The sequence below is a fragment of the Goodfellowiella coeruleoviolacea genome, assembly GCF_024171785.1.
GTDB lineage: Bacteria > Actinomycetota > Actinomycetes > Mycobacteriales > Pseudonocardiaceae > Goodfellowiella > Goodfellowiella coeruleoviolacea.
Genome location: NZ_JAMTCK010000005.1, coordinates 156,696 through 172,216 on the forward strand (window position 1 = coordinate 156,696; position 15,521 = coordinate 172,216).

16 protein-coding genes are annotated in these 15,521 nt (G+C 72.2%); 8 read left to right on the forward strand and 8 right to left on the reverse strand.

All coding sequences use genetic code 11. The features are described from left to right. Nucleotides 1–101: 101 nt before the first annotated feature. From LX83_RS12205 to LX83_RS12215, 3 genes are all read right to left on the reverse strand, one after another. Nucleotides 102–629 (reverse strand): general stress protein, encoded by a 528-nt coding sequence (locus LX83_RS12205; protein ID WP_253770503.1) that lies wholly within the window; start codon nucleotides 627–629, stop codon nucleotides 102–104. Between the two features lie 113 nt (nucleotides 630–742). Next, nucleotides 743–1,939 carry an acyl-CoA dehydrogenase family protein gene (locus tag LX83_RS12210; protein ID WP_253770505.1) on the reverse strand — a complete coding sequence of 399 codons (1,197 nt, stop codon included), beginning with the start codon at nucleotides 1,937–1,939 and terminating at the stop codon, nucleotides 743–745. Between the two features lie 141 nt (nucleotides 1,940–2,080). Then, nucleotides 2,081–3,040 (reverse strand): HpcH/HpaI aldolase/citrate lyase family protein, encoded by a 960-nt coding sequence (locus LX83_RS12215; protein ID WP_253770507.1) that lies wholly within the window; start codon nucleotides 3,038–3,040, stop codon nucleotides 2,081–2,083. A 183-nt stretch (nucleotides 3,041–3,223) separates the two neighbouring features. On the opposite strand from LX83_RS12215, the gene LX83_RS12220 reads away from it, so the two are divergent. The 5 genes from LX83_RS12220 to LX83_RS12240 all read left to right on the forward strand — a co-directional run bounded on the left by LX83_RS12220 (nucleotide 3,224) and on the right by LX83_RS12240 (nucleotide 6,629). Continuing rightward, nucleotides 3,224–3,736 carry a hypothetical protein gene (locus LX83_RS12220; protein ID WP_253770509.1) on the forward strand — a complete coding sequence of 171 codons (513 nt, stop codon included), beginning with the start codon at nucleotides 3,224–3,226 and terminating at the stop codon, nucleotides 3,734–3,736. Next, nucleotides 3,733–4,617 (forward strand): aminoglycoside phosphotransferase family protein, encoded by an 885-nt coding sequence (locus tag LX83_RS12225; RefSeq protein ID WP_253770511.1) that lies wholly within the window; start codon nucleotides 3,733–3,735, stop codon nucleotides 4,615–4,617. The genes LX83_RS12220 and LX83_RS12225 overlap by 4 nt, the downstream gene beginning before the upstream one ends. A 143-nt stretch (nucleotides 4,618–4,760) precedes the next feature. Then, nucleotides 4,761–5,492, forward strand: coding sequence for a Type 1 glutamine amidotransferase-like domain-containing protein (locus tag LX83_RS12230; protein ID WP_253770513.1), 732 nt, complete (start codon nucleotides 4,761–4,763; stop codon nucleotides 5,490–5,492). Between the two features lie 22 nt (nucleotides 5,493–5,514). Continuing rightward, nucleotides 5,515–6,063 carry an HD domain-containing protein gene (locus LX83_RS12235; protein ID WP_253770514.1) on the forward strand — a complete coding sequence of 183 codons (549 nt, stop codon included), beginning with the start codon at nucleotides 5,515–5,517 and terminating at the stop codon, nucleotides 6,061–6,063. Between the two features lie 11 nt (nucleotides 6,064–6,074). Next, a complete protein-coding gene (locus LX83_RS12240; protein ID WP_253770516.1) occupies nucleotides 6,075–6,629 on the forward strand; it encodes an NUDIX hydrolase in 555 nt (184 codons plus the stop codon). 36 nt (nucleotides 6,630–6,665) lie between these two features. Here the strand turns inward: LX83_RS12240 and LX83_RS12245 are convergent, their stop codons facing one another. Further along, entirely contained in the window at nucleotides 6,666–7,535 is an 870-nt protein-coding gene (locus LX83_RS12245; RefSeq protein WP_253770518.1) for a PhzF family phenazine biosynthesis protein, read from the reverse strand. A 95-nt stretch (nucleotides 7,536–7,630) separates the two neighbouring features. Between LX83_RS12245 and LX83_RS12250 the strand changes: the two genes are divergently transcribed. Then, a complete protein-coding gene (locus LX83_RS12250; protein ID WP_253770520.1) occupies nucleotides 7,631–9,004 on the forward strand; it encodes a magnesium transporter MgtE N-terminal domain-containing protein in 1,374 nt (457 codons plus the stop codon). Continuing rightward, entirely contained in the window at nucleotides 8,997–9,527 is a 531-nt protein-coding gene (locus tag LX83_RS12255; RefSeq protein ID WP_253770522.1) for a DUF1003 domain-containing protein, read from the forward strand. Before LX83_RS12250 ends, LX83_RS12255 begins: the two co-directional genes overlap by 8 nt. A 42-nt stretch (nucleotides 9,528–9,569) precedes the next feature. On the opposite strand, the gene LX83_RS12260 is transcribed toward LX83_RS12255, so the two are convergent. Continuing rightward, nucleotides 9,570–10,103: a MarR family winged helix-turn-helix transcriptional regulator gene (locus LX83_RS12260; RefSeq protein ID WP_253770524.1), complete on the reverse strand. Its 534-nt coding sequence runs from the start codon at nucleotides 10,101–10,103 to the stop codon at nucleotides 9,570–9,572. Between the two features lie 176 nt (nucleotides 10,104–10,279). On the opposite strand from LX83_RS12260, the gene LX83_RS12265 reads away from it, so the two are divergent. Continuing rightward, the gene (locus LX83_RS12265; protein ID WP_253770525.1) at nucleotides 10,280–11,425 is read left to right on the forward strand and encodes an Mrp/NBP35 family ATP-binding protein; all 1,146 of its coding nucleotides are present in this window, start codon (nucleotides 10,280–10,282) and stop codon (nucleotides 11,423–11,425) included. A gap of 147 nt (nucleotides 11,426–11,572) precedes the next feature. Here LX83_RS12265 and LX83_RS12270 read toward each other — a convergent pair whose 3' ends face one another. From LX83_RS12270 to LX83_RS12280, 3 genes are all read right to left on the reverse strand, one after another. Continuing rightward, nucleotides 11,573–13,129, reverse strand: a complete 1,557-nt coding sequence (locus tag LX83_RS12270; protein WP_253770527.1) for a serine hydrolase domain-containing protein — start codon at nucleotides 13,127–13,129, stop codon at nucleotides 11,573–11,575. A gap of 130 nt (nucleotides 13,130–13,259) precedes the next feature. After that, a complete protein-coding gene (gene tatB / locus LX83_RS12275) occupies nucleotides 13,260–13,679 on the reverse strand; it encodes a Sec-independent protein translocase protein TatB (protein WP_253770528.1) in 420 nt (139 codons plus the stop codon). Between the two features lie 136 nt (nucleotides 13,680–13,815). After that, nucleotides 13,816–15,393, reverse strand: a complete 1,578-nt coding sequence (locus LX83_RS12280; protein WP_253770530.1) for a S1C family serine protease — start codon at nucleotides 15,391–15,393, stop codon at nucleotides 13,816–13,818. Nucleotides 15,394–15,521 lie beyond the last annotated feature (128 nt).

Genomic DNA, 15,521 nt, shown 5'->3' on the forward strand with positions numbered 1-15,521 from the left:
CAACGATTCCGAACCAATCGGGCCAACCGATCAGCCGCGACAACCGGGGCGGCTACTACCCCCGCCCCCGGCGGGTGAAACCAGCCGGGGGCGGGGTGGTGTCACTGGTTCTCGCCGCTGGGGCGGGGCCGCATGGCCAGCTTGGCCAGCATGTCCCGGCCGCGTTCGGCGGAGCGGGGCTGGCAGAGCACGTCGTAGCGGGCGGCCACCAGCTGGCTGGCCGACTGGAAGTCGCGGCGGCCCCTGGTCGAGCCGTAGCCGACCGCGGCGAACACCACGCCGAAGATGATGCCGGTGACCAGGGCCACGATGATCGCCGGGCCGAACCCGGCGGTGGGGTTGAACAGGCTCAGCAGCACCCCCACGAACAGACCGAACCAGGCGCCGGACAGCCCGCCGGTGGTCAGCACCCGGCCCCAGGACAGCCGGCCGGTGACGCGCTCGACCAGCATCAGGTCAACGCCGACGATGGTGACCTCCTCGACCGGGAAGTCGCTGTCGGCGAGGTGGTCCACGGCGCGCTGGGCCTCCTCGTAGGTGCTGTAGGAGCCGATCGGCCAGCCAGAGGGTGGGGTGGGCATGCGGGGTGGCATTCCGGACTGGTTGCGGCCGGAGAACGGACTCGTCACCGTGGATCACCTCTATCACTGGCGGTTGCGTCCATCCTGCCAACAGCGGCCAAACAGTGCGAACAGGACGCGCCCACGTGGGAGTACCCGCCTGGGCGCGGCCCCACACCCGCTCAGCCGCGCGAGCGGTACTCGCGCAGCAGCCCCCGGCTGATGATGGTCTTCTGGATCTCGCTGGTGCCCTCGCCGATGAGCAGGAACGGCGCCTCGCGCATCAGCCGCTCGATCTCGTACTCCGTGGAGTAGCCGTAGCCGCCGTGGATGCGGAACGCCTCCTGGGTCACCTCCACGCAGTACTCGGAGGCCAGCAGCTTGGCCATGCCCGCGGCCACGTCGTTGCGGGTGCCGGAGTCCTTGAGCCGGGCGGCGTTGACCATCATCAGGTGCGCGGCCTCCACCTTGGTGGCCATCTCGGCGAGCTTGAACGCCACGGCCTGGTGCTCGGCGATGGGCTTGCCGAAGGTGCGGCGCTGCTGGGCGTACTCGGCGGCCAGTTCGAAGGCGCGGATGGCGATCCCGCAGGCGCGCGCGGCCACGTTGACCCGGCCCACCTCGACACCGTCCATCATGAACTGGAAGCCCTTTCCCGGGGCGTGGCCGAGGACCGCGTCGGCGCCGGTCCGGTAGCCGTCGAACACCAGCTCGGTGGTGTCCACGCCCTTGTAGCCCATCTTCGCGATCCTGCCGGGGATGGTCAGGCCGGGCGCGACCTCGCCGTAGCCCTCGGGCTTCTCGACCAGGAACGCGGTCAGGTTGTCGTGCGCCCGCTCGGCGCCCTCGTCGGTGCGCACCAGCACGGCGACGAGGTTGGCGGTGCCGCCGTTGGTCAGCCACATCTTCTGGCCGTCGATGACGTAGTCGTCGCCGTCGCGGCGGGCCCTGGTGCGGATGGCCGCCACGTCCGAGCCCAGTTCGGGTTCGGACATGGAGAACGCGCCGCGCACCTCGCCCGTGGCCATCCTGGGCAGGAAGTGCCGGCGCTGCTCGGGCGTGCCGTGCTTGCCGATCATGTGCGCCACGATGAAGTGCGTGTTGATCACGCCGGACACGCTCATCCAGCCCCGGGCGATCTCCTCGACCACCAGCGCGTAGGTGAGCAGCGACTCGCCGAGGCCGCCGTACTCCTCGGCGATGGTCAACCCGAACAGGCCCATCTCGCGCATGCCCGCGACGATGTCGGCCGGGTAGGTGTCGCCGTGTTCCAGGGCCTGGGCGTGCGGGATGATCTCCTTGTCCACGAACGCGCGCACCGTGGCCAGGATCTCCCGCTGGACGTCGGTGAGATCGGCGGTCTGGGCGAGTCGGGCCATCGCGCTCTCCCTCGGGCTAGCAGCCACCGGCTAGAAGTTGCCGACTAGAAGTTACCGACGAGTATCGCGGGGTTGGCCGGGCGTGGCGGGGAAAGTGCGCTCCGCCACGCCGCTGGACCGAAACAGATGGTCACCACCCGGTCACCCGGTGGGCGGTGTCCACCTTTCCCCGCGCGCCATCCCGGCCGCCCGGCCCTTGCCCGCGATGACCAGCGCCATCTTCCGGGACGCCTCGTCGATCATCTCGTCACCGAGCATGGCCGCGCCCCGCTTGCCGCCCGCCGCCGAGGTGAACCACGCGTAGGCGTCCAGGATGTTCTCGGCGTGGTCGTAGTCGGCCTGGGTGGGGCTGAACACCTCGTTGCACGCGTCGATCTGGCCGGGGTGCAGGCACCACTTGCCGTCGAAGCCCAGCGCGGCACTGCGGCCGGCCACCCGGCGGAACCCGTCCACGTCGCGGATCTGCAGGTAGGGGCCGTCGATGGCCTGCACGTCCACGGCGCGCGCGGCCATCAGGATGCGCATCAGGATGTAGTGGTAGGCGTCGCCAACGTCGTAGCCGGGCGGCTGCTCGCCGACCACAAGCGACTTCATGTTGATGCTGGCCATGAAGTCCGCCGGGCCGAACACGATGGTCTCCAGCCGGGGCGAGGCCGAGGCGATGGCGTCCACGTTCACCAGGCCCCTGGCGTTCTCGATCTGCGCCTCGATGCCGATCCGGCCGACCTCGTAGCCCATGGTCTTCTCGATCTGGGTGAGGGTGAGGTCCAGCCAGGCCACCTGCTCGGCGGTCTGCACCTTGGGCAGCATGACGCAGTCCAGGTTGGCGCCGGCGCCCTCGACCACCTCGACCACGTCCCGGTAGGTCCACTCGGTGGTCAGGTCGTTCACCCGCACCACCCGGGTCTTGCCGTCCCAGCCGCCCTCGTTGAGCGCGGCCACGATGGTCTTGCGCGCCTCGGGCTTGGCCAGTGGCGCGCACGCGTCCTCCAGGTCCAGGAAGACCTGGTCGGCCGCGAGCCCGCGGGCCTTGTCGATCATCTTCGGGCTGGAACCGGGAACGGCGAGACACGAGCGCCGGGGACGATGCCGGTCGACCACGAGATACCTCCCTGTACCAAGGGCCCCTGTGCCAGGGGCCTGCGCCAAGGGTCCCGGGCCGGCCACCCGTCGTCGACCGACCCCGGCTACCCGTGGGTAACCCCAGTGTGGCGAATGTTGGCATGTCACGCGGACTACCGCTATCGCCTGAGTCGGTCCTCACATCCGTGGCAGGCTGACGCCGTGACAGTCCCGCCACCGCACCAGGACCCGGCGCACCAGCCCGAAAACCAGGGCCGGACGAGCGACAACGGCACCGCGAGCCCGGCCGAGGCCCGCCCGGACCCCCAGCGGGCGCGCGCCGTGCTCGACGCCGCGCTGCGCAAGGCCGTGGCCGTCTGGGTGACCGTGCCGGACCACCGGCCCCGCCTGGTGTGGGCGGTGTGGCGCGACGGCCGGCTGTGGCTGGCGACCGGGGGAGGCGAGCAGCACGTGCCCGGCCTGGCCGACGGCGTGGCCGCGACCCTGACCGTGCGCTCCCCCAGCACGCGTTCACACCTGCTGGACGCGCCCGTGGTGGCCCACCTGCTCCCGCCCGGCACACCCGAGCACGCCGAGGCGCGGGCGGCACTCGTCGAGGCGCGGCTGAACGCGCCCACGCCCCGGGGCACGACCGCCCCCGGGATGTCCGTACCTGGTGATCCGGCCGGCCGCGAACCCGGCTGGGCCGAGGTGTATCGGTTGGAGTTGACGTGATCGAGGTTCCCAGGCAGTTCGCCGCTGAGATCGTGGCCAGAGAGGGGGCAGCCGGGCAGCAGTGGCTGGACCGGTTGCCCGACCTGGCGGAGCGATACTGCACACGGTGGGAGTTGACCGCCGACGGCGAGCCGTTACACGGCATCGTCGCGCTGGTGCTGCCGGTTCGCATGGCCGACGGCACACCGGCCATGCTCAAGCTGTCCTGGCGGGACGCGGAGACCGAGCACGAGGCCATGGCACTGGCCCTGTGGAACGGCCGAGGGGCGGTCCGCCTGCTGGCCAACGACAGCGAGGAAGGCACCCTGCTGTTGGAGCGGCTGGAGCCGGACTCCCTGCTCGAAGCCGAGATCGAGGAGGCGGTGTCGGTGGCCGGCGCCATGCTGCGCCGCCTGGCCGTGCCCGCCCCACCCGGCCCCCGCTCGCTCACCGAACTGGCGCAGCGCTGGCGCGGCGAACTGCCGGCGGAGGACGCCGAACTGGGCCACCCCATCCCCGGCCGACTGCTGGCCGCGGCCGTGGCCTTCTGCGACGAACTCGGCCCCACCGCGGGCAAGTGGCTGGTCAACGAGGACATGCACTTCGCAAACGTGCTGCGCGGCCACCGCGAGCCCTGGCTGGTGATCGACCCCAAGGTGGTCGTCGGCGACCCCGAGTTCGGGCTGATCCCCCTGCTGTGGAACAGGTTCAAGGAGATGGACGGCCGCGCCGGCCTGCTCGCCCGGTTCACCGCGCTGGTCGAGGCCGGCGACCTGGACAAGGACCTGGCCAGGGCGTGGACCGTGGTGCGCGGCGTCGACAACTGGCTGTGGTCGCTGAAGAACCGGATGACCGACGCCGCCGACGTGTGCGCGGCGATCGTGCGCGGCCTGGTGCCCTGACCCGAGCACACCCCAGCACCGGCCGACGGCTGACCCGAATTGTGCGTTCGCGCCCCAGGAACGCACAATTCGCCGGACCCCAGCCCCTGACCGTCCACAGTAGAGCGTGCACCCCGAGCACGGATCACTGCCACACTGGACCGGTGCCGGCCAACACACCCACCATCCTGGCGACCTCCATGGGCTTCAACCGCGCGCGCACCCCCTGGCACCCCGGCCCGGTCTTCCGCTACGCCTTCGACCTGGCTGGTGGCCCAGCACACCCCAGGCTGTGCTTCGTCAGCACCGGCACCGGTGACCGCCAGGCCAGCATCGACAACTGCTACGCCGCCTTCGCCGACACCGGTGTGCGCGTCTGTCACCTGGCATTGTTCGAGGAACCGAACGTGCCTGACGTGTCCGCGCGCCTGCACGAGCAGGACGTGATCTGGGTGGACCGGGGCAGCGTGGTCAACCTGCTGGCCGTGTGGCGGGCACACGGGTTGCCGGAGATCCTGCGCTCCTGTTGGCAAGCGGGCATCGTGCTGGCCGGCGAGTCGGCCGGCTCACTGTGCTGGCACACCCACGCGGTGACCGACTCCTACGGTGGTGTCCGGGGTGTCGCCGACGGCCTGGGTTTCCTGCCCCACGGCAACGCTGTGCACTACGACGACGGCGACCAGCGGACCGCGTTCCACCACCTCATCGCCAACGGTCACCGGGACGGCTACGCCACCGACACCGGAGCCGGCCTGCACTACGAAGGCACCACCCTGGTCGCCGCGATCGCCGACCGTCCCCGTGCCGGCGCCTACCGCGTCACCCGTTCCCCAACAGGCGGGGTGCACGAGGAACCCCTGGACGTGGTGCGGTTGAAACGAGACAAAGGGGCCTAGCGAGCACTGGTAGCGTCGGGCCATGGGACTGGTCGACCGCGCCGCCGCCCTCGCCGAACACCTCGTGGCTCCCCTCGGCCGCCGCTGGACGCACGTGCGGGCCGTGGCCGCCCGAGCCACGGATCTCGCCCCAGCGGTGGCCCCCGACGACCGCGACACTCTGATCGCCGCCGCCTGGCTGCACGACATCGGCTACTCGCCGGAGATCGGCCACACCCGCTTCCACCCGCTCGACGGCGGGCGCCACCTCCGGGCCAACGACTGGCCGGCGACCATCGTCAACCTCGTGGCCCACCACTCCGGCGCGCGCTTCGAGGCGGCCGAACGCGGCCTGTCAGCGGAACTGGCCGAGTTCCCGTTCCAGGACACGCCCCTGCTCGACGCCCTGGCAGCGGCCGACCTGACCACCGGCCCCGACGGCCAACCACTCACGTTCGACGAACGAATGGACGAGATCCTCACCCGATACCCGCCCGACGACCCGGTCCACCGCACCTGGCTCAAGGCCCGCCCGGTGCTGCGCGAGGCGGTGACCCGCACGGAACATCGCCTGACCGGCACTCTCGGGTAGCGTGCGTGGACGTGGGTGAGCAGGAGGCCGTTGCGCTGACTCGGTGGACGATCCACGGCGAACGCCTCGTGGACGACACCCGTCGGTTGAGGCTGAGCGTTGCGAGCGTGGAACTGCCGGACGGTGTCACCTTCGAGCAGTACGTCCTGCGCATGCCCAGAGCGGCCATGACCGTCGTCCTGGACGACGCGCAGGACAACGTGCTGATGATCTGGCGCCACCGGTTCGTCGTGGACCGGTGGACGTGGGAGCTTCCCGGTGGTTACGTCGACCCGAACGAGGACCCAGCCAGCACCGCCGCCCGTGAGGTCGAGGAGGAGACCGGATGGCGGCCACGCGACATCGCGCCACTGACCACCTTCCAGCCCCTCACCGGCACCGCCGACTTCGAGAACCTGATCTACCTCGCCAGGGGCGCGGACGACACGGGCAAGCCGGCGGACATCAACGAAACGGAACGGGTGTCCTGGATTCCGCTGTCCTCGGTGCGGGACCTGATCAGCCAAGGAAAGATCATCGGCGCCGCCGCACAGATCGGCCTGCTGACCGTACTCGCTTTCCGCTAGCCTCATCCCGCACCGCGCTCCCCGTTCTTCCGGATCTCAGGGCACCCGGATCTGGCCGGAAGCCGTGAGCACCGCGTGGCCGCCGACGACCACCCGCTGCGCGCGCCCAGCCGACGCGACCACCACGCAGTCCAAAGTAGACGGACGGCCCATTTCCCTGCCCTGGCTGATCCGGAAGCCGGTCTCCTCGTCCGCCGGCACCAGACCCCGGTCCACCAGCCACACCCCCAGCGCCAGCGCGGCCGACCCGGTGGCCGCGTCCTCGCCGCCCGACACCCGGAACATCCGCATCCTGGCGTGCCGCTCCGCCGGGTCGAACGACACCAGCACCAGACCGCGCCCCACGACCTGGCCCTGGATCTCGTCCGCGTTGGGCACGGCGCGGGCCAGCGCGTCCGGCCGCACCGCCAGGAAGGTGAAGTGCATGCCGCACCCGACCACGCCGGCGGGCAGCGTCGTGTCCACATCGGACGGTGTGAGACCGGCGGCCGGTGCCAGCTCGGTGGCGTTCAGGCGCTCGCCGACCACCGGGGTGTCGCCGGTCAGCCACGCGGCGCCATCCTTGATCCGCACCGGGAACAGGCCGGCATGGGCCTGCTGCACCACGTCACCGGTGGGCAGCCGGCCCCGCGCCGACAGCAGCAGCGCCGTGCCCACGCTGGGCAGGCCGGCGAAGGGCAGTTCGGTCACGGGCGTGAAGATCCGGACGCGGTAGTCGGCACCGGCGACCGTGGGCGGCAGCGGGAACGCGGTCTCGGACAGGTTGAACTGGGCGGCGATGGCCTGCAACTGCGCGTCGCTGAGCCCGTCGGCGCCGTGCACCACGGCGAGGGGGTTGCCGGCGAACGGAGTCGCGGTGAACACGTCCAGCACGTCGTAGTCGAGCGTCTTCCCGGTCAGGCGCATGGCCGAAAGCTAACGGCGGGTTCGCCACCGCCCCCGAGCAGGGTCGCCCGTTCGGGTAGCGGGCGGCTGGGCGCGTGGTTGGTTAGCCTGGCAGGGTGGCCACCACGACCAGGGTTTTCGCTGCTCAGCTGGGTGGGCTACCGGTGTTCGGCCCGGATGGCGAGTCCATTGGCAAGGTGCGCGACCTTGTCGCGGGGCTGCGGATCGACCGGCAGCCGCCCCGCGTCCTTGGCATGATCGTGGAGCTGGTCGCGCACCGCCGGATCTTCGTGCCCATGCTGCGGGTGACCTCGATCGAGCCCACCGCGATCACCCTGGCCACCGGCTCGGTCAACCTGCGGCGCTTCCACCAGCGGCCCAACGAGGTGCTGGTGGTCGGCCAGCTGCTGGACGCCAGGGTGACGGTGGCGGCCGCGGACGCGCCCGCCGTGGTGGTGGACGCGGCCATGGAGCCGACCAGGACCAGGGACTGGGTGTTGTCCAGGGTGGCCGTGCAGGAGCGCACCGGCCGGCTGGGCCGGCGCGGGCCGGTGCAGGTGCTGCGCTGGGAGGAGATCCGCGGGCTGCGCGCGGCCGAGCTGTCCGGCCAGCCGCAGGGCGCCCAGCAGCTGTTGGCCGTGTTCGACACCATGCGCCCGGCCGACGTCGCCGCCGCCCTGCGCGACCTGCCGACCAAGCGCCGCTACGAGGTGGCGGACGCACTCGACGACGAGCGGCTGGCCGACGTGATCGAGGAGCTGCCGGACGAGGCCCGCAAGGACCTGATCGCCTACCTGGACGACGAGCGCGCCGCCGACATCCTGGAGGCGATGGACCCGGACGACGCCGCCGACCTGCTGGCCGAACTGCCGGAGTTCGACAAGAACCGGCTGCTCGGGCTGATGGAACCGGAGGAGTCCGCACCGGTGCGGCGGCTGCTGGCGTACTCGGCCAACACCGCCGGTGGGCTGATGACCCCCGAACCGGTGGTGCTGACCCCGGACGCGCTGATCTCCGAGGCGCTGGCCAGGGTGCGCCACCCCGACCTGACCCCGGCGCTGGCCAGCATGGTGTTCGTGTGCCGGCCGCCCTCGGCCACCCCGACCGGGCGCTACCTGGGCTGCGTGCACATCCAGCGGCTGCTCCGGGAGCCGCCGTCGGACCTGGTCGCCGGGGCGTTGGACACGGACCTGGCCACCCTGCGCCCGGACGCCACCCTGGCCGAGGTGACCCGCTACTTCGCCGCCTACAACCTGGTGTGCGGGCCGGTGCTGGACGACGAGGACCACCTGCTGGGCGCGATCACCGTGGACGACCTGCTGGACCACCTGCTGCCGCCGAACTGGCGGGAGAGCGGGCCGCGCGAGGACGGCCAGCCGGGTGTCGGCCGCCCCGCCGACGCCCGCCTGTTCCGGCCGAGCCGGCGCCGGGCGGGCCCTGGGGACGCCGGGGTGGACCGGACCACCGGGAGGGAAGGCCCCGATGCCTGAACTGCAACCGCGTCGGCGGCTGGACCAGCCCCGCGCACCCCGGCGACTGGCTTTCGAGCTGGACCCCGAGGCGTTCGGCCGGTTCTCCGAGCGGCTGGCCCGGTTCATGGGCACCGGGGCCTTCCTGTTCTGGCAGACGGTGTTCGTGGTGAGCTGGATCGGCCTGAACCTGCTCGCCGTGTCACTGGCCTGGGACCCCTACCCGTTCATCCTGCTCAACCTGGCCTTCTCCACCCAGGCCGCCTATGCCGCGCCGCTGATCCTGCTCGCGCAGAACCGGCAGGACGACCGCGACCGGATCGCGTTGGAGGAGGACCGCGCCAGGGCCGCGCAGACCAAGGCGGACACCGAGTTCCTCGCCCGCGAACTGGCCGCGCTGCGGCTGGCCGTCGGCGAGGTGGTGACCCGCGACTACCTGCGCGGGGAACTGGACCGGCTGCGCGCGGACCTGGCCGCCGGCACCGTCCAGGACCGCGACCGCGACCGCGACCGGGACCGGGGCGGCCGGCCCAGGCCGAGCTGATCCGCGCCCGGACCAGCCGGGGCCCGGCTCAGGCGCCCCGGCTCAGGCGCCGCCGCGGGGGCGGGTCAGGTCGGTCGACGTGGTCTCGTGCACGGTCGCTGTTCGGTCCAGGCCCTCGGCCGCGCTGCTGGACAGGCGGTCGCAGGTGTGGCCGAGGGTGTTCAGCTCGTCGGGCTCCAGCGGCGCGACGAAGTACCTGACCACCCCGGCCAGGTGTGTCTGCGCCGCTGTGTGCAGCCGGTCCGCTCCGGCCTGGGTCAGCACCGCGACGACGCCTCTGCCGTCGCCGTCGGCGCGTTCCCTGGTGACCAGACCAGCCCGTTCCAGCCTGTCCACCAGCCGGGTCACCCCGGAGCGGGACAGCAGGACGGCCTCGGCCAGCTCTGTCATCCGGAGTCGACGACCGGGTGACTCCTCCAGCTGGACGAGCACGTCGTAGGCGGCAAGGGACAGGCGCTGCTCCGCGATCAGCTCGGCTTCCAGGTTCCGAGTAACCCGAGCGTGCGCACGCAGGAATGATCGCCACACCACGAGCTCGGTTCGGGTGGGCAACCGGGCACTACCCGTTTCCGGCACAAGGCACAATGTTACGGAACGCGTTTGGTTGGTCGCACAGCGCCCCCAACTGAGCCCCACCGGGACATGTGACCGGCCAGTAGCGAATGGGCCGACCGATTCGCCGTAGCATGGCTACGGGAGTCGGTTCGGCTCCCGTGAACCGTCGCAGTCCACGAAGGTCGGTGCTCGATCCCGTGACCACTTTGTCGTCCACGCCCACCGCCGACGCGGTGCAGGCCGCGCTGTCCACCGTGCACGACCCCGAGATCCGCCGGCCGATCACCGAGCTGAAGATGGTCAAGGACGTGACCATCTCGCCGGAGGGCGTGGTGGACGTCGCCGTGTACCTGACCGTGGCCGGCTGTCCGCTGCGCGACAAGATCACCCGGGACGTCACCGAGGCGGTCGGCAAGGTCGACGGGGTCAGCCAGGTGCGGGTGACCCTGGACGTGATGAGCGACGCGCAGCGCACCGAGCTGCGCCGCTCGCTGCGCGGCGACGCGGCCGAGCCGCGCATCCCGTTCGCCGAGCCCGGCTCGCTGACCAGGGTGTACTGCGTGGCCTCGGGCAAGGGCGGGGTCGGCAAGTCCAGCGTGACGGTGAACCTGGCCGCGGCCATGGCCGCCAGGGGCCTGTCGGTCGGCGTGGTCGACGCGGACATCTACGGGCACTCGGTGCCCCGGATGCTGGGCGCGGTGGGCAAGCCCACCCAGGTCGAGAAGATGATCATGCCGCCGCAGGCGCACGGCGTGAAGGTCATCTCGATCGGCATGTTCACCCCGGGCAACACCCCGGTGGTGTGGCGCGGCCCCATGCTGCACCGGGCCCTGCAGCAGTTCCTCGCCGACGTGTTCTGGGGCGATCTGGACGTGCTCCTGCTCGACCTGCCGCCGGGCACCGGTGACGTGGCCATCTCCGTGGCGCAGCTGATCCCCAACGCCGAGATCCTGGTGGTCACCACCCCGCAGCAGGCCGCGGCCGAGGTGGCCGAGCGGGCCGGCGCGATCGCCCTGCAGACCAGGCAGCGGGTGGTCGGCGTGGTGGAGAACATGTCCTGGCTGGAGATGCCGGACGGCACCCGGATGGAGATCTTCGGCTCGGGCGGCGGCCAGACCGTGGCCGACTCGCTGACCACGATCGTCGGCTCGGACGTGCCGCTGCTCGGCCAGGTGCCGCTGGACACGCGGCTGCGCGAGGCCGGCGACGCGGGCACGCCGCTGGTCGTGGCCGACCCCGACGCGCCCGCCTCGGCCGTGCTCACCAGCATCGCCGGCAAGCTGTCCACCCGTTCGCGCGGCCTGGCCGGCCGGTTGCTGTCGGTCAGCCCCGCCGGCCGCTGACCCGACCCGGGGAGATCACCACCCACCGGTGATCTCCCCGTACTCCGTTCGCGCGAGTCATGCGTTCGCGCACCCCGTGTTCCGCGTTCACGCACCCCTGATCAGGCGACACCTCACCCACACGTGTCGCCCCGATCAGGTGACGGATCACTGTGCGCGCAGGACCCGCGCGCCGCGCGCCACCAGCACGGCCAGGCCGGCCAGCGCGCCCACCGCCACCCACACCACCAGGGCCGGCCACACGTACAGCACGTGCAGGAAGGTCCCGGCCCGGTTGGCGAACACCGCGCCCACCAGCTCCGGCAGGAACACCAGGCACACCGCGGGCAGCGCCACCGGCACCAGCCGCACCACCACCCACCACCGGGCCGCGTGCGCACGCCGCTGGGCCCACCGCCGCGACCGCGCCACACCCAGCACCCCCAGCCCGGCCGCGGCCAGCGTCAACGCCGCCAGCACCCAGTCCGCCTGGACACCGGAGGGCCGGCGCACCTGCGGGGTCTGGCCCTGGGTCAGCGCCACCAGGCCCTCGGTGATCACCGCGGGGTCGTCCTCGACGGACAGCCCGGTGGTGGCGACCACGGCGATGCCGTAGCCGCTGTCCGGCAGCAGGGTCTGCTGCGCGGTGTAGCTGAACCACTGGCCGGTGTGCGAGATCCGCGCCGGCTGCTGCTCCGGCCGGCTGCGCTCCCAGCCCATGCCGTAGTGGTCGGACACCCCCGACGGGGTGTGCATCAGCTCGACGCCCTCGGCGGACACCACCCGCCGGCCGCTCGCGCTCTGCCCGCCGTTGTTCTGCGTGATCAGCCACTGGGCCAGGTCACGGGCGGTGGTGAGCACCCCGTGGCTGCCGTTGGTGAACCAGTCCACCTCGGGCACGGCCACGGGCAGGCCGTAGATCCGCACGTAGCCGTGGGTGGTGTCGGCGGCGTCCGGCGCCGAGTTCACCGTGGTGCTGTCGGTCATGCCCAGCGGCGTGAACACGTGCTCGCGCAGGTAGTCGCCGAACGGCTGCCCGCCGGCCACCTCGACCAGGCGCGCGGCCACCTCGTAGTTGGGGTTGTGGTAGTGGTACTCGGTGCCGGGCGCGCTGGCCAGCTCCGCCTCGTGCAGTCGGGTCACGGCCGAGGCCAGCGAGTCCGGTTGGGCGCGGCGCAGGTCCGGGAAGGCGCTGTCGGCCATGCCCGAGGTCTGGTTGAGCAGCTGGCGCACGGTGATCGCGTCGCCGCGCGGATCGGCCAGCCGGAAGTCGTCGAGATAGGTCCGCACCGGCGCGTCCAGGTCCACCCGGTGCGCCTCGACCAGCTGCAGCACGGCCAGCGCGGTCATGGACTTGCTCACCGAGGCGATCGGCACCCGCGTGGTGGCGCTCAGCGCGGCCCCGCTGGAGTCGTGGCCGTAGCCGGCGACGTGCACCACCTCGGTGCCCCGGGTGATCGCCACCACCGCGCCGGGCAGCCCGGTCTGGTCCAGGTAGTCGGCCATGAACCGGTCCACCTCGGCCGGGTTCAGCGCGGCTGGCGCCGGCGCTCCGGCCGACGCGGCCGGCGGCGGTGCCAGCAGCACCGCCAACGGCACGGCCAGCAGCACCACCAGCGCGGCGGCCAGCCGGCGCAGGGCCGCCCCAACCCCGACCGCCGCACCTGCCGCACCCGTCAGACCTGCTGGACGGCCGGCCGCCCTGGATTCCCGGCGGTTGGTCATCGCTCCTCCACATCACCCGCGACTGCTGTCGGGCGGTGAAGGTATTCGGGGAGAAACGCCAGGTCAGGGCACGAACGTCAGCAACCACCCCTGACTTTCGACAGAGATCGCGACCGCGGGGCGGTGCCGGTCAGGTGGCGTCGGGGTCGATCGGCGGCCGCTCGCCGGGCAGCAGCGGCCGCTCCGGCGGCTTGGGCGCGCTGGCCGGCGGAGTGCTCGCCGGCGGGGTGCTGGCCGAGAAGCCGTTGGTCATGCCGGTGCCGTTGGCCGGGGGGATGTCGTCCAGGTCGCTCAGCAGGTGCTTGGTGACCGCGCGGCGCGGGTCGAAGTTGCGCAGCCCGCGCAGCTCCTCCAGGGGCTTGCGCAGCTCGTCGAACTCCGGGCCGATCTCGTTGCGGATCTGCTCGCGGGCGCCCGTGGCGTACTCGCGGATCTGGCGGACCGTGCGGCCGAGCCAGGCGGCCGCGCTCGGCAGCCGCTCCGGCCCCAGGATGAACAGGCCGGCCACGATGATGATGAGGATCTCGGCCCACCCGATGTTCTCGAACACGCTGCGGCACCTCCACGCTGGCCAGCTGTGCCAGGGTATCTCGCCAACAGCCCGATCAGGCAGGGGTGGGCGTCCGACTTGTCCCACTCACCCGAATCCGCCTCGGGCAGCCTCGGCCGTGACGCCTGGGGCGGCCTCAGTCCGAGCCCAGGGTGACCGGAATCTCCATCTGCCGGCCGTCCCGCACCAGCACCACCGGGACCTTCTCGCCCGGCTGGTGGGAGCGCACCGCCACGATCAGCTCGGCCGCGTCGCGCACCTGGCGGTCCCCCACCTTGATGATCACGTCGCCCTCGGCGATCCCGGCCCTGGCCCCGGCGCCGCCCTCCTGGACGTTCTGCACCTGGGCGCCGGCCGCGGTCTCCGCCGACACCGACCGGGCGTTGACCCCCAGGTCGGCGTGCTTGACCTGACCGCCCTGGATGAGCGCCTGGGCGATCCGCCTGGCGTCGTTGACCGGGATGGCGAAGCCGAGGCCGACCGAGTTGCCGGTCTCGCTGACGATCGACGAGTTGATGCCGACCAGCGCGCCGGTGGAGTCGACCAGCGCGCCGCCCGAGTTGCCCGGGTTGATGGCCGCGTCGGTCTGGATCGCGTCGTAGGTGACCTGCTCGCCACCGCCCTCACCGGCCGCGGTGACCGGGCGGTGCAGTGCGCTGACAATGCCCTCGGTGACGGTGTTGGCCAGGGTCAGCGGCGAGCCGACCGCGATCACCGTGTCACCGACCTTGAGGTTGTTCGCGTCGCCGAGCTGGATCACCGTGGGGTTGGTGACCTCCACCTTGATCACGGCGAGGTCGGTCTTGGGGTCGCGGCCCACCACCCGCGACTCGGCGCGGGTGCCGTCGGTGAACACCGAGGTGATCTTGACGGTCTGGTCCGCGTCCACCGCGGACACCACGTGGTTGTTGGTCAGGATGTAGCCGTTGCCGTCGATGACCACGCCCGACCCGCTCTGCGCCGTCTGCGCGCCCACCACCTCGATGGACACCACGCTGGGGGTGACCCGGTCGGCGATCTCGGCGACCGAGCCGACCGGCCGCTCCTTGCCCGGTGCGACCTGCGCGAGGGTGACCTCGGCGTCGGTCAGCGGGTTGCCCGCCCTGGCGATGCCCCAGCCGACCAGGCCGCCGACCGCGCCCACGGCCAGCGCCGCGACCAGGAACAGCACCAGCCCGGACGGCTTGACCCGGCGGCCGAACAACAGCTCGGGCACGCTGAACTGGCGGCCGACCAGCCCCTGTTCCGGTGCCTCCTCGGTCGTCTTCTCCCCCAGCGCGGGCGGGCCGAGCACCGCGCCGGCGGCCGGGTTGCGCCACGGGTCGGCCTGGTCGTGCTCGCTCCACAGGGCCGCCTCGGCGTCCTGCGCCGGGCCGGTCGCACTCGCGCCCGGTGGCCGCTGCAGCAGCACGTCGGGCTGGTCGGTGGGACGGCCGAACGCGGTGGCCAGCGACTCGGGCGGCGGCGGAGCCAGCCGCAGCGGCGCAGCCGCCTGGGACTCGTCGTGCGGGCGGGCGAACGGCCCGGCCACCCCGGCCGGGCGGGCGAACAGCTGGGCCTGGAGCGGGTCCACGACCGGGCGGTCCAGCGGGCGCGGCGCCAGCCTGGGACGACCGCCGTCGCCGCCGGGAACTCCGACCCCGTCCACTCGCGACTGGGCACTGGCTGCGTCCCGCCCCGGCTCAGCAGGGGTCGGGCTGGGCTGGTGGCTCATCGCTCCCCTTGTTCAGCGCCCGCGTGGGGCTCAGGCACAACCGGTACAGGAGAGCCGACGGCGCGGCTCTCCCCGGGAAGACTAAGCCTGCCTGGCCACCGGTGAGATTCCTGTACGCACCGCGGTCC

What these genes read in the sequence shown, in the direction of transcription:
- LX83_RS12210 (WP_253770505.1), bottom strand. Translation starts at nt 1,939, where the DNA reads ATGGCCCGACTCGCCCAGACCGCCGATCTCACCGACGTCCAGCGGGAG.
- LX83_RS12235 (WP_253770514.1), top strand. Translation starts at nt 5,515, where the DNA reads ATGGGACTGGTCGACCGCGCCGCCGCCCTCGCCGAACACCTCGTGGCT.
- LX83_RS12245 (WP_253770518.1), bottom strand. Translation starts at nt 7,535, where the DNA reads ATGCGCCTGACCGGGAAGACGCTCGACTACGACGTGCTGGACGTGTTC.
- LX83_RS12255 (WP_253770522.1), top strand. Translation starts at nt 8,997, where the DNA reads ATGCCTGAACTGCAACCGCGTCGGCGGCTGGACCAGCCCCGCGCACCC.
- LX83_RS12270 (WP_253770527.1), bottom strand. Translation starts at nt 13,129, where the DNA reads ATGACCAACCGCCGGGAATCCAGGGCGGCCGGCCGTCCAGCAGGTCTG.
- LX83_RS12280 (WP_253770530.1), bottom strand. Translation starts at nt 15,393, where the DNA reads ATGAGCCACCAGCCCAGCCCGACCCCTGCTGAGCCGGGGCGGGACGCA.